The sequence below is a fragment of the Acinetobacter pecorum genome, from assembly GCF_014837015.1.
Classification (GTDB): Bacteria; Pseudomonadota; Gammaproteobacteria; order Pseudomonadales; family Moraxellaceae; genus Acinetobacter; species Acinetobacter pecorum.
This window is the reverse complement of the sequence record NZ_JACSPT010000002.1, coordinates 227,749-240,812: the sequence shown is the minus strand read 5'-3', so window position 1 is coordinate 240,812 and position 13,064 is coordinate 227,749. Positions and strand designations below refer to the sequence as shown.

General features: G+C 41.5%; 13 protein-coding genes. 9 read left to right on the top strand and 4 right to left on the bottom strand.

Annotation, left to right across the window (positions count from 1 at the left end):
* Positions 1-31: 31 nt before the first annotated feature.
* Positions 32-2,686, top strand: a complete 2,655-nt coding sequence (locus tag H9629_RS02685) for a Lon protease family protein (protein WP_064095468.1) — start codon at positions 32-34, stop codon at positions 2,684-2,686.
* A gap of 89 nt (positions 2,687-2,775) precedes the next feature.
* On the opposite strand, the gene grxD is transcribed toward H9629_RS02685, so the two are convergent.
* On the bottom strand, positions 2,776-3,117 hold the full coding sequence (gene grxD, locus H9629_RS02680; protein WP_064095469.1) for a Grx4 family monothiol glutaredoxin: 342 nt from the start codon (positions 3,115-3,117) through the stop codon (positions 2,776-2,778).
* A 160-nt stretch (positions 3,118-3,277) separates the two neighbouring features.
* On the opposite strand from grxD, the gene H9629_RS02675 reads away from it, so the two are divergent.
* Positions 3,278-4,489, top strand: a complete 1,212-nt coding sequence (locus H9629_RS02675) for an aspartate aminotransferase family protein (protein ID WP_064095470.1) — start codon at positions 3,278-3,280, stop codon at positions 4,487-4,489.
* 58 nt (positions 4,490-4,547) lie between these two features.
* Here the strand turns inward: H9629_RS02675 and H9629_RS02670 are convergent, their stop codons facing one another.
* The 3 genes from H9629_RS02670 to surE all read right to left on the bottom strand — a co-directional run bounded on the left by H9629_RS02670 (position 4,548) and on the right by surE (position 7,282).
* The gene (locus tag H9629_RS02670) at positions 4,548-5,477 is read right to left on the bottom strand and encodes a LysR family transcriptional regulator (protein ID WP_064095471.1); all 930 of its coding nucleotides are present in this window, start codon (positions 5,475-5,477) and stop codon (positions 4,548-4,550) included.
* A 91-nt stretch (positions 5,478-5,568) separates the two neighbouring features.
* On the bottom strand, positions 5,569-6,399 hold the full coding sequence (locus H9629_RS02665) for a peptidoglycan DD-metalloendopeptidase family protein (RefSeq protein WP_064101386.1): 831 nt from the start codon (positions 6,397-6,399) through the stop codon (positions 5,569-5,571).
* A gap of 94 nt (positions 6,400-6,493) precedes the next feature.
* Positions 6,494-7,282, bottom strand: coding sequence for a 5'/3'-nucleotidase SurE (surE, locus tag H9629_RS02660; RefSeq protein WP_064095473.1), 789 nt, complete (start codon positions 7,280-7,282; stop codon positions 6,494-6,496).
* Between the two features lie 112 nt (positions 7,283-7,394).
* Between surE and H9629_RS02655 the strand changes: the two genes are divergently transcribed.
* From H9629_RS02655 to H9629_RS02625, 7 genes are all read left to right on the top strand, one after another.
* A complete protein-coding gene (locus tag H9629_RS02655; RefSeq protein WP_064095474.1) occupies positions 7,395-7,766 on the top strand; it encodes an MCR_0457 family protein in 372 nt (123 codons plus the stop codon).
* 162 nt (positions 7,767-7,928) lie between these two features.
* Positions 7,929-8,303 carry an MCR_0457 family protein gene (locus H9629_RS02650; protein ID WP_064095475.1) on the top strand — a complete coding sequence of 125 codons (375 nt, stop codon included), beginning with the start codon at positions 7,929-7,931 and terminating at the stop codon, positions 8,301-8,303.
* Positions 8,304-8,437: 134 nt separating this feature from the next.
* Positions 8,438-9,586 carry a D-alanyl-D-alanine carboxypeptidase PBP5/6 gene (gene dacC, locus H9629_RS02645; protein WP_191730484.1) on the top strand — a complete coding sequence of 383 codons (1,149 nt, stop codon included), beginning with the start codon at positions 8,438-8,440 and terminating at the stop codon, positions 9,584-9,586.
* Between the two features lie 105 nt (positions 9,587-9,691).
* Positions 9,692-10,225 (top strand): gamma carbonic anhydrase family protein, encoded by a 534-nt coding sequence (locus H9629_RS02640; protein WP_064095477.1) that lies wholly within the window; start codon positions 9,692-9,694, stop codon positions 10,223-10,225.
* Positions 10,226-10,276: 51 nt separating this feature from the next.
* Entirely contained in the window at positions 10,277-10,558 is a 282-nt protein-coding gene (locus tag H9629_RS02635; RefSeq protein ID WP_081406337.1) for an antibiotic biosynthesis monooxygenase, read from the top strand.
* 305 nt (positions 10,559-10,863) lie between these two features.
* On the top strand, positions 10,864-11,172 hold the full coding sequence (gene hdeA / locus H9629_RS02630; RefSeq protein ID WP_064095478.1) for an acid-activated periplasmic chaperone HdeA: 309 nt from the start codon (positions 10,864-10,866) through the stop codon (positions 11,170-11,172).
* Between the two features lie 449 nt (positions 11,173-11,621).
* Positions 11,622-12,827 (top strand): alpha/beta hydrolase family protein, encoded by a 1,206-nt coding sequence (locus H9629_RS02625; RefSeq protein ID WP_191730483.1) that lies wholly within the window; start codon positions 11,622-11,624, stop codon positions 12,825-12,827.
* The last annotated feature ends 237 nt before the right edge of the window (positions 12,828-13,064 follow it).

Below are 13,064 nucleotides of genomic sequence, written 5' to 3'. Positions count from 1 at the left end.
CAACGTAATATTTCGTTTTGGATTTTCAACAGTGACCCAGAGACTCGATCAAATTAATTCTTCTATCGCCAGCAATAATACGACAACACCAGAAAATATCCGCTCAGATTTACTCATCTCGGCATTTGAACAAAGTGAAATTCAAAACACCCTTGAGCATACCCGCTTAAAATCAATACAACTGACGCATATTCCTAATCTAGAAAAAATTCCTGCGTCTACCAAAAGGATCAAGCCCCTGAATAATTTTCTGGGCCAAGATCGTGCACGTGCTTCAGTCGAGGCCGGGATTGCCCTGCCTTATTCCGGTTATAACATTTTTGCCGTCGGTACAGCAGGTCTCGGTAAACGCACTATGGTGAAGCGTTTGCTACAGCAGCATGCCAAAACCATGGATACTCCTAACGACTGGGTCTACGTCAATAACTTTCAGAACCAGCGTCAGCCGCTTGCACTGGAACTGCCTCCTGGGCAGGCACCAAAATTTCAGGCGATGTTAAATCAAAGCTGGCAAACCATCCTGAAACAGCTTGAGCGCCGTTTTACTGCTGAAAGCTATCACAACCGCATTGAAATGATTCGCCAGGAAACCGGGGATGAACAACAACAGGCACTGATTGAACTCACCAAAGAAGGTGCAGAACTGGATCTGAAGCTGATCTCGCGACACGATGAGCACTGTTTTGTACCTGTGCATTTGATCGATGACAAATTGCAGGAAATGTCTCAGGAAGATCTAAACGCATTAAGCAACAAAGATCGTGCCGAACTCGCTTCCAACATGCGCTATATGGATAAAAAGCTGGAACGTCTAGGGCTACATCTGGGTGATCTGGAAGATGATGCACGCGATCGCGTACAGGTGCTAAATCGTGATATTGCCAAGCAGGTGGTTCTGCCGCGAGTAGAACAGATTCTGGCAAAATTCAAACATGTGGAAGGTCTGGAAAATTACCTGAAATATTATGCTGAAGATATTATTAACAATGTCGAAATTGTGCTGGAACAGGAAGAAGACGATTTCACTCCGGCACTGTTCAGTCGCGTTCCGGCACGTTATCAGGCCAATGTGATTATCACACACAAGCCGAACAGTGGTGCGCCGGTGATCTTTGAAGATTTTCCAACCCATTACAACTTGCTGGGTCATGTAGAACAGCTGACCCAAAATGGCACGATCACGACTGACTTTACCCTGATTCGTCCAGGCAGTTTGCATAAGGCCAATGGCGGCTTCCTGATGCTGGAAGCAGAACAACTACTGGAACAACCTTATGCATGGCAAGGTTTGAAACGCGCGCTTAAATCCGGGCATTTAAAACTGTCTTCACTTGAGCATATGATCACGCTGACCGGCAGTATTTCGATCGAACCTGCATCGATTCCTTTAAATATCAAGGTGATCTTGCTGGCAGAGCCTGAAATTTATTATGAAATTTTAGAGCTTGAACCTGAACTGGGCAGCATCTTTAAAATCCGCGCTGACTTTACCGATACATTACAACGTAATGACGACAACGAGCAGGCCTATATGCAACTGATTGCCGACTATGTGCAATCCGATAAATTACTGCCTTTTGACCGGTCTGCTCTGGCCGCATTGCTTACCGATTCCAGCCGTCAAGCTGAAGATCAAAGTTCATTGTCATTACATGCCCTGACACTGGGTGATCTGATCCGTGAAGCACATCATCATGCTTTCAAGGCAGGTGACAAGATGGTTTCAGAAAAACACATCAATACCGCACTGGATCACCGCAAATATCGTCTCGGCTATTTACGTGAACTATACTGGCAGGATCTGACCCGTGGTACCCAACTGATTGAAACCCGTGGCCATCGTCTGGGACAGATTAATGCCCTGTCGGTGATTCATTATGCTGATGTTGAATTTGGTCTGCCTTCACGTCTGACGGCTTCGGTTTATCAGGGTGGCGGTGATATTCTGGATATCGAACGCAGTGTAGAACTCGGTGGATCTCTGCATGCCAAAGGTGTGTTACTGATGGCGTCTTTCCTGAAAGCACATTTCGGTCGTGAACAGACCTTGCACTTCTCTGCCGCATTGGCCTTCGAGCAAAGTTATGGTCAGGTTGATGGTGACAGTGCCACAGTGGCAGAACTTTCAGCTCTACTTTCGGCCATCAGCCAGTTACCAATTGATCAGTCCTGGGCCATTACCGGGTCTATGAACCAACTAGGTCAAGTACAGCCAGTAGGTGGCGTGAATGCCAAAATTGAAGGTTTCTTCGATGCCTGCAAGCTACAAGGCCTGACCGGTAAACAAGGTGTAATTATTCCGCGACAAAATATGCAGCATCTGATGCTGCGTAAAGATGTCACCCTTGCCGTGGAAGAAGGTCAGTTCCATATTCATGCAATTGATACCATTGATCAGGCATTAGAAATCCTGATGGCTCGACCAGTGGGTACGCTGGATAAAAAAGGACGTTATAGCAAAAATTCAATCTATGCCGCAGTGATGGCACAGCTGGATTATTGGCAAGCGATTGAAGATGGTGCTGAACTGGTTGAAGTACCAAAGAAAAAGAAAAAAAAGAAGAAGAAAAAGCAAAAAGATAAAGCACCTGTACAAGAGGTCCAGGCCGATTCAGAGGTCCTCGCTGCTACCTTGGCCGCTGAATCAAAAGAACTTGAAAAGACTAAGGAACAGCCAGAAGACTGATTTTGTTCTGCTTGCATTTCTCACTCATAAAAAAAGCGCTTCTGATATGAAGCGCTTTTTTTATTTCTTGGACTTAATTTAAATCTAAATTAAGCTTCAGGTGCCGGGCTGTACTGTTCAACCAAAGGCTTTAACTCACCTTTCTGGAACATGTCGAGCATGATATCACTACCACCGATCAATTCACCATTGATCCAAAGCTGTGGAAACGTCGGCCAGTTGGCGATTTGCGGTAACATCGCACGAATGTCCGGGTTTTCCAGAATGTTTACATAAGCAAACGGACGACCAATCTGACTGAGTGCTTCTACTGCACGAGCAGAAAAACCACATTGTGGAAATTGCGGTGTGCCTTTCATGTAAAGAAGTACTGCATGTTTTGCAATTTGGTCACGAATTAACGCTTCGGTATCGCGTGCTTGTTCAGTCATTGATAAATCCTCAACTCATCTGTCTCGCATTATACCCAAATCCAAGCAAAACAGTATGTCTAAAGCAATATTTCCAATTTTATTTACAATTGCCCTTTAAATCTGAGCGAGTTTTTGCTTATATAAGTTTTTCTTTCCACCTAACAGTTAAGAGTTAGTCATGAATAATATTACCCTCGCACCGGTACAACCTGATCAACCGTCTCACTTGATGCCCGTTTTTGGCCGTCAACCGATCAGCTTTGTCCGAGGACGGGGTGCATATCTTTATACTGAAGATGGTACAGAGTATTTTGATGCCTTAACCGGAATTGCAGTATGTGGTTTAGGTCATGCGCATCCTGTGCTTGCCGAAGCGATTGCCGACCAGGCAGCGACCCTAATTCATACCAGTAACCTGTTTGAAGTGCCTTGGCAAACCGCCGCTGCACAAAAACTGGCTGAAGTAGCGGGGATGGAAGAAATATTTTTCTCGAACAGCGGTGCAGAATCCAATGAAGGTGCAATCAAGATTGCGCGTAAATTTGGTCATATGCAAGGTATCGCTTCTCCAAAAATTATTGTAGCGGATCGTTCTTTCCATGGCCGTACTCTAGCCACCCTGTCTGCCACAGGTAATAAAAAAGTTCAGGATGGCTTTGGTCCGCTAGTTGAAGGTTTTATTCGTGTACCTTTTGGTGATATCGAAGCGATTGAAGAAGCTGCAATCAACCATCCGGATATCGTAGCCATTTTGATTGAACCGATTCAGGGCGAAGGCGGTGTTAATACCGCACCTCAAGGTTTCAGCTATCTGGAAGAGATTCGTCACATCTGTAACCAGCACAACTGGCTAATGATGCTGGACGAAGTTCAAACCGGTAATGGTCGTACCGGTAAATACTTTGCTTATCAGCATACCAATATTGTTCCGGATGTACTTACCACTGCTAAAGGCTTAGGTAACGGTTTCCCGATTGGTGCAGTCATGACCCAAGGTCGTGGTGTTGGTGTACTAACTGCAGGAAATCACGGTTCAACTTATAGCGGTACAGCACTGGGTTCGCGTGTGGTCTATACCATTATCGACATCATGCAAAAAGAAAATATCGTGGCCAATGCTGCTGAAAAAGGTGCCTATATTGTTGAGCAATTGCGTAGCCAGCTTGCAGATCACCAAGTAACTGTACGCGGTTTTGGTCTGATGATCGGGATTGAATTGCCTAAAGACTGTGGAGACCTAGTTAATATTGCACGCGATGAATACAAGATGATTATCAATGTCACCGCAGGCAATGTCGTTCGCCTGTTGCCTACCCTGAACATTACCCAAGAACAGGCGGATCAGCTGATTGAACGTCTGGTCACAATGATTAAAGCTTATTTGGCTTAATACACCAGCCTGAAATTAAAAAAGCCGCTTTAAAGCGGCTTTTTTATTATTCTGCATTCTATGAGGCATTTTGTAACATACGTCCACCAGAAATCTGGCCAAAATATTGTTTCAAGGTTTCAAGGCAACGAAGAATTTTTGTAGGTTGTTGTTCACGTTTCGGCATGACTGCATAAAGGGTAATCTGAGGAAGTCTCCATTCAGGCAAAACTTCAACCAAGGTACCATTCAGCAAGTCTTTCTTAGCATCAAGATATAGAATTTTAGCAATACCATTCCCCTGCAAGCACATTGCTTTTGCGACCAGACCATTATTGGTACTGAAACGGGATTTCAATTCAAACTCTGCTTTTTCCGCGGTATTGACATGCTGAAAATGGAAATACTGGTGGTTTTTGATATGCGTTAAAGGCATCACGTCATGATTTTGCAGATCCTCAGGTCGTGAAATAATCGTACTCTGATTAATATAACTTGGTGCAGCCACCAGAATCTGCTCAATCTGCATCAATGGCACAACCTCAAGGTTATGCTCATCGATTTTTTGTTCGAATCTCAGGGCGATATCAATACGTCCTTCTAACAAATCAACCTCATGATTGTTTGTTTCCAGATGTACTGCCAGGCCACGATGTGCGGATATCCAGTGAGAAAGTGCAGGAATCACATGATTTGCACACAGTTCTGGTAAAGATACAATGCGCAGTTCACCCACAAGATCATCACGTAACTCATTGATCCGGACTTTACCACGTTCAGCAGCAGATAACATTTCTTGACAGCTATGAAAAAAAGCTTGTCCCGCTTCGGTCAGACTTAATTTTCTCGTCGAACGATTTAAAAGTATGACTTCCATATCTTGTTCTAATGAGCGAATCTGTTGACTAACGGCGCTGGTCGTAATTCCTAATTCACGGGCAGCACCGCTAAACGAGTTTTTCTCCACAACACAAGCAAAGACACCCATTGCTCGAAGCTGATCTAACATAAATTTCCCTCTAAACTTATGAGGCGCTCCATCATTTGATAAAAGCAACTTATTGTATTATACGGTGAAATTTTCAGTTTGCATTATTTTTTTAATTGTTTGGCAGCACTGTAGCTGGATTAATAGGTTTGCCGTCTAAGCGCACCTGAAACTCAAGCATGTTCCGGGTGGTCCCTGTCGATCCCATTTCTGCAATTTTTTGACCTGCAGTTACATTTTGACCGCTTTTCACATTCATTTTACTATTATGTGCATAAGCTGTGATATAGCCATTGACATGCTTGATCAAAACCAGATTACCATACTCTTTCAGGCCGTCTGCAGCATAAACCACCTGCCCGTCTGCTGCTGCAAATACCGGATCACCGACATTGCCAGCATAGCGAATGCCCTTGATATTAGACGCCAGATTATACGGTTGTAGAATCGCCCCATTAGACGGTTTTACCCAACGCAGGCCTGCTGCGGTAGATACAGGTGTTACCGGCGCAGCTGTACTGACACGTGGTGTCGTCTGTACTGTCGTTGCGGGCGCGACTGGTGCTGGTGCAGGCACTGCAATTGTTTGGCGCTGGATTGGCGCTGCCTGTGTCACTGCCTGTGTACTAGTACTACGGCGTGCAGTATTATTTTTCAGACGAATCGACTGTCCCACATAAATCCGGTAAGGTGCACTGATGTCATTCATCTCGGCAACACTGATATAGTTCAACCCATAACGTGCTGCAATACCACTCAATGTATCTCCTGAACGCACCGTATAGAAATCAGGAGCCGTTGCATAGCGTGTCGCATTATTCACCTGAGGTTTGGTGGCACAACCGGTAAATATTCCTGTAGAAATAACAACAGTCGATAAAACCAGGGTTTTAATCAGGGCGGCAGGTGAAGCTACGACACATTTCGGTAACACCAAGAACATTATCTTCCTCTCTAATGCTATACGGTTGCAAAATTTCGTTAAGATTAGCAAAGTTTTACGGCAATATACTTGTAATCGCGAGTTTTTCACAAAGTTATAACACTAAGGATGCATTTTCTGCTAATTGTGTTTGCAAATTCCGCAAACTCTCATAATTGGTGGCATCCATCTGGATGGGGGTAATACTGACATAGCCATTGGCTACTGCAGAGAAGTCTGAATCAATCTCGCTATATCCTGGTTTAGGTTCTGCGACTGCTTCTCCGGAGAGTCCAATCCAGTACACTTGGCGACCGCGCGGATCCACATGATTCATCACCGGTTTAGACTGACGGCGACGACTTTGATAAGTGACCTTTTCGCCCTGTAATTCAGCCACATCTGGAATATTAATATTAAAAATATGACGCTCAGGCAGAACAGGCAAACCGCGAGCAATAAAATCATGTACCCATTCGGCGGCCAGCTGATAATCCTGCGTATATTGATAGCTGCGTACATTCGGCCCACTCAATGATACGGCAATCGCAGGGTTTTTACTTAAACGGCCTTCAAAAGCTGCACCGACCGTACCAGAGTACAATACATCATCGCCCAGATTCGCACCGCTATTAATTCCACTGACCACCAGGTCAAACTCAAAATCAAACAGGCCGTTCATTGCCAAGTAGACACAATCTGCCGGTGTGCCATTGACAGCCCAGACATCTGGGGAAATCTGGATGGGGCGTAGAGGGCGATCCAGAGTTAAAGCACTGGAAAATCCGCTGCGTTCACTTTCGGGTGCCACAATCACTACCCGCCCCAGAGGTTTTAAAGCTTTTGCCAAAGCCTGAATACCGGGTGCCAATACACCGTCATCATTTGAAACTAAAATATTCACTGAAAAAATCTCGTTACTTTAAAAAATGACTAGTTAGGACATTTCATTGTATTAGTACAGGAATTATATATATTTATGGCTCGACATCCATCTTTATAATATGTGGCTCAAGATGATTAAAAAATTCCCTTTATTTGGTGCTTTAACTTTAAGCCTGACAGTATTCATTTCCCCTTCCGTCCTAGCGACCGATCTGACTGTTGAAGAAAACGATACCATCGTCAAAGAAGATATTGCCGCAGCACAGGTCATGACCGAAGTTTGCCCGGCCGTGATTGGTCAAAATGCAAAATTGGACAGTACAATTCAACAATTGATCCAGTCTTATCTTGCAGAATATTCAGATAAAGGCATGAGCTATACCAAGTTGCAGGCTGACAGCGAATATAAATCCTTGCTTGAAGAAGCGCGTCAGGGTGCCAAACAAACTGCAAAGGACGAGCAAAAAACAGTATGTGAAGAGGTCCTAGACTACCAAGGCTAAGTAATTTACTTTTGAGAAATAAGATGATGTGCACATCATCTTATTTCGCTTACAGATTTCTTCACATTTCTACAGCTTCGCTACATTTCCCCACTTTTCAATTGCAAAAATAAGTTTAAGCTAGGCAAATTATTGTTCTAAATCTTTTTTTTGAGTTTTTTAATGAAAAGTCCATTATTTCAGGCTTTGGCCTTCTGTACAGTTTCCGCAGCAACTTTTTTCGGAACTTCCGCCTTCGCAGCCGATGAAAATATTAATGTTACTCCAACCCAGAAAGTGACCAAAGAGGAACTGGCTGCAATTTATGTTCTTTCAGAAATCTGCCCAAGCGTGGTTAAAGACAAGTCACAATTCAATCAAGGCTATAATAAGCTGGTGACAGAATATATGCCGGGTCAAAGCAATCCGGTGGAACGCTTAAATCAGATGGCAAAACAGAAAGATTTCCGCAATATTCTGGCTGAAGCACAAGCAGATGCCAAAAAAGCTGGGAAGCAAAAAAATCAGGTGATTTGTGACGAATTAACCACATATTAAAATTAAGCGATATTTGTGCCGATTACTTACAATACTTTTGAAATTAGACTGGGTTTCCCATAGAAGTCAGCCTAGCTTTGTCCTAAAATGCTAGGCTCTTCGTGCTTACATCAAGATATTGGAACCCACTAGAAATGACCCAAAAAACTGCCCTTGCTGCATTATTATTAATTCCTAGTTTCAGCTTTGCAGCAACTGTCTTATCTGCACCACCAGAATTGAATAATAAATCTTATGTGCTGATGGACTTCGAAACAGGGCAAATTCTCGCATCTAAAAATGAAAATGAAAAATTAGCCCCTGCTTCCATGACCAAGATGATGACCAGTTACATCATCGAGCAGAAACTATTAAGCGGTGAGCTGACTGAAGACGAACAGGTCCGTATGAATGAATCTGCATGGTGCCGCGGTAGCAGTGCGGAATCATGTATGTATGTACCTTTAAACGGTACGGCAACTGCGTTGGAAATGCTGCGCGGAATTATTATCCAGTCTGGTAATGATGCCTCTAAAGCAATGGCCGAACATATTGCAGGGAACGAGGGTACCTTTGCACATATGATGAATCAGGAAGCCAAACGTATTGGCATGACCAATACCAGCTTTATCAATTCAACCGGTATGCCTGCTGAAGGACATTATTCGACTGCCAAAGATATGGCTACATTGGCACAGCACATCATCAAAGACAGTTCAAAGTATTATCCGATTTATGCGGAAAAAGAATTTACTTTTAATGGGATTAAGCAAGGTAATCGTAATGCACTGCTATATACTGACCCAAGTGTAGATGGTTTAAAAACCGGTCATACCAATGAAGCTGGTTATTGTTTGACAACTTCTTCAAAACGTGGCCCTACCCGATTAATTTCAGTAATTTTTGGTGCACCAACTATGCAGGAACGTGCGACTCAGACACGTGAGCTGCTTGCCTGGGGTTATGCCAACTTCGAAACCAAAAATGTTCAGCCTGCCAAACAGGTACTCGCCAAAGCCAAAGTCTGGTTCGGCAAAGAAGATGAAGTCCAGATTGGCCTGGCTGAGAACTTTAATGTGACCATGCCAAAAGGTCAGGCCAACGCAATAAAAACCCAACTGGTGGTACAGCCTAAACTGACTGCACCTTTACAGCCAGGTCAGATAGTAGGTAAATATGTAGCCACTCTAGATGGCAAAGTAATTGCTGAAAAACCACTGGTTGCACTACAGGCAGTTGAAGAAGCAGGCTTCTTTGCACGTATGCTGGATCATATCAAGCAATTCTTTAGCAACCTGTTCTAAGTATTAATTTATAAATACTGTTTCAGACTAAAGCCAAAGCATACATTCCTGGAATGTATGCTTTTTTATTTTATAATGATCATAAATTTTCAGGGTAGTACTGACATGAGCCAAAATATTCGTTCTTATCTGAATACCACTCCGCAAGTGGCAGATTCCTGTTATATTGATCCCATGGCCGTAGTCGTGGGTGATGTAATTTTGGCTGAAAACGTCTCAGTCTGGCCTTTTGCCGTGATTCGTGGAGATGTTAACCATATCCATATTGGCAGAAATTCTAATATACAGGATCATGCCATGCTGCATGTTAGCCATAAGAAAGCCGACCAACCGGAAGGTTCACCCCTGGTTATTGGGGAAAATGTGACAATTGGTCATCACGTAACGCTGCATGGCTGTACCATTGGCAACCGTGTTCTGATCGGGATTAATAGTATTATTCTGGATAATGTGGTAATTCCGGATGATGTCATGATTGGTGCAGGAACTTTAGTACCACCGAATAAAGTTTTGGAAAGCGGCTGGCTCTATGTGGGGAGTCCTGCAAAAAAATTAAGACCTTTAACTGAAAAAGAAATAGCATTCTTGCCCTATTCAGCACAAAATTATGTAAAAGTTTCCCGAAACTATCTTGGATAAATAAAAATATTTATATCTCAATATATTATTTTAATCCTATTAGTTTAATGCTTGTTTAAAAACAAGCATGACTGGAGAATTAAAATATTTATTGCGGTCTATTGTTTCAAAATTAAACCAGCGACAGATGAAGCTTTCGTGCAAGCATGGAAAACACGTACAGAAGGGATTCATCTGGTTCTAGGTTCTTTAGGCTATCGCCTCCACAAAAACAAAAAGACCGGTGATTATATGGGTTATGCTCAATGGCCAAGCAAAACACAGTGGGAAAATGCCGGCTTTAACTATCTCAATTCACAAGAATATTTAAGTATAAGAAATCAGGGGAAGTAATGCGTGAAACCGTTATTTCAAGTATATTAGAATTAATCTCGGCATCATCCAAAATCAAATTCTTAAAATTTACTTGAAATATACCATTTCTCAAAATTGTAATATTAATTTTCAAACAATTTAATAAATTAATATTAATATTATATCTATTAAATACTTACTATGATTAAATTAATTTTATATAAAATTAGATACACATTATTAATATACATCCTATCAAGTATCAGTTAATTTCACCAAATAAGATTATAATTAAATATTATAATCTCAGATAATTTCATAACCGTCATAAGAGATTAATTAAAATGAAAAAATTATCTATTATCATTTTATCTTGCGTAGCATTATCTCCATTTTTTGTAAATTCTGCTTCCGCAAAAAAACCGGTAAACCAATGGACATGTGAGGACTTTCTTGTATTGGATGCTAAGTACCAACCAACTGCTGTTGGCGTAACTATAGCTTTAAATATGAATAATAAAGGTGTAGAAAATCAGATTATTGATACACAAGGTATTGAAAAGGTTACACCTATTATGGTTCAAGAGTGTAAGAAAGATAAAAAACAAAGCTTTAGACAACGTTTGGCTAAAGAATGGGCTAAAATAAAATAAGCCCTTCATCTGTCTTTTTATATAAAAAACAGTAATTAAAACTAATTACTGTTTTTTAGCTCTTTACGATTGATCATTATATTTTTTTCACCAATCATTTTAGGTTAATTAAATCCAGTGATTTAAACCATGAAGCATATTCTTAACCCTTTATTAAATACAATCCCTCCTAGATCTTTTATAGTTTTATAAAATATAAATTTAAATTAATAAAAATTTTATTTACAGCCCCTCATTTTATTACTTTAAAGATAATTAATTCATTAAATCTAATCCATTCATTTACATAAATTATTAAATATAAGACACTTCATTTCAGGGGCCTAAATCTTACAAAAATAAATATTTAACTGTTTAAACTTATTGTGAAATTGTCTATATTTTCACCTAGATCATCCTAAAGATTTAGAATATTTTAAATTATATAAGTAAGAGTGGAGAATACTTCCATGTTGAAAATAAAAAATCTGATTTCAAAAACCATAGTCAGCTGCATATGCTTGGGTTCCGCATATGTGTTCGCTTCTCCCGCTCCAGCCAATCAGGATAAAACCCTGTTTTCTGATATTGCAGCAAAAACACCAGGTACACTGCTGTCTATGAAAGAGCAAACTCCCGATCTCTTTACTAATGCTTCACAACGGTTTTTAATTAATTATCGCAGTCGTGGAGTAAATGCCGAGCCTATCGTCACTTCTGGATTCATTTTATTGCCTAAAGGCAAGGCACCCAAAGGAGGCTGGCCTGTACTAGCCTGGGCTCATGGTACAACTGGGGTGGCCGATACCTGTGCACCCTCTGAGGATTATGTGGGCGGGCCAGTACATGTCTACCAGCAAATTGCAGCAACGGCCCTAAATGCCTGGCTTGCGCGTGGTTATGCAGTAGTCGCACCCGACTATCAAGGTTTAGGTACGCCCACCTTACATCCCTATATGAATGCCCAGAGCCAGTTGCATACTGTAGTGGATGCTGTAAGAGCGGCCCATTTTTTAAAGCCCTATCAGTTTAGTAAAGACTGGTATGTCATGGGACATAGCCAAGGTGGTGCTGCCACTATTATGGTAGCCGCACATGGGCAAAAATATGCACCAGAATTCAAGCTTCGGGGAGCAATTGCTCTTGCGCCAGGAGGGTATCAATATCAGGGAATTGCTGAATATGTAAAAACTCATCCACAGATTTCATCGAGTGTTGCTTCGTTTTTTCCTATTGTTCTTTTAGGTGCTGAAGCAGCAGATCCAACGCTTAACCCTACGAATCTCGTTAGCCCCGAGATGAATAAAATTCTTACTTTTGCACGTAGTCGTTGTTTGTCAGAATTGCAAGATGACTTAAAGCAAGCGCCCAAAACAGTTTTCAAGCCCGATGCCAATCTGACACCTTTGATTACCTATCTAAAAAAACAGTCAATTGAAAATATGATCCCTACCGTACCTGTGATGCTGGTACAAGGTGATAAAGATCAACTGGTCGATCCTCGTGGAACTTATGCTTACTTTCAGCAAATTTGTAAAATGAAAAAACCTATCGAATTCCATGAAGTTAAAGGTGGAGATCATCGTGATTCCCTAAGACAGAGTCCCACCCTGATTGGCAACTTTATTAATTCTGTGGACCAAGGGAAATTTCAAAGTAACTGTAATCTAAAATAATATAAAGTATTGAGCCGTCTAGTCAGAGCTCAATGCATAGATGCGATTGAAAATATATTAAAGCTCCTTTTTCAAAGGGGCTTTTTTACAAACACATTTTCGCATATTTCAGCCAGGTGTCAGCCTATAACCTTATTTAATAGCGAGAATTTTAATGTTTTTCCTTTATTTATACCGCTCGATTCCTTTTTAAAATCTCGATTATTTACAGAATCAAAGAAATCCTGCCCTTCACAT

Bases quoted from the DNA above. Each gene is read 5' to 3' on its own strand.
- H9629_RS02675 (WP_064095470.1), top strand. From the start codon at position 3,278: ATGAATAATATTACCCTCGCACCGGTACAACCTGATCAACCGTCTCAC.
- dacC (WP_191730484.1), top strand. From the start codon at position 8,438: ATGACCCAAAAAACTGCCCTTGCTGCATTATTATTAATTCCTAGTTTC.
- H9629_RS02640 (WP_064095477.1), top strand. From the start codon at position 9,692: ATGAGCCAAAATATTCGTTCTTATCTGAATACCACTCCGCAAGTGGCA.
- H9629_RS02665 (WP_064101386.1), bottom strand. From the start codon at position 6,399: ATGTTCTTGGTGTTACCGAAATGTGTCGTAGCTTCACCTGCCGCCCTG.
- H9629_RS02670 (WP_064095471.1), bottom strand. From the start codon at position 5,477: ATGTTAGATCAGCTTCGAGCAATGGGTGTCTTTGCTTGTGTTGTGGAG.
- hdeA (WP_064095478.1), top strand. From the start codon at position 10,864: ATGAAAAAATTATCTATTATCATTTTATCTTGCGTAGCATTATCTCCA.
- H9629_RS02655 (WP_064095474.1), top strand. From the start codon at position 7,395: ATGATTAAAAAATTCCCTTTATTTGGTGCTTTAACTTTAAGCCTGACA.
- H9629_RS02650 (WP_064095475.1), top strand. From the start codon at position 7,929: ATGAAAAGTCCATTATTTCAGGCTTTGGCCTTCTGTACAGTTTCCGCA.
- grxD (WP_064095469.1), bottom strand. From the start codon at position 3,117: ATGACTGAACAAGCACGCGATACCGAAGCGTTAATTCGTGACCAAATT.
- H9629_RS02625 (WP_191730483.1), top strand. From the start codon at position 11,622: ATGTTGAAAATAAAAAATCTGATTTCAAAAACCATAGTCAGCTGCATA.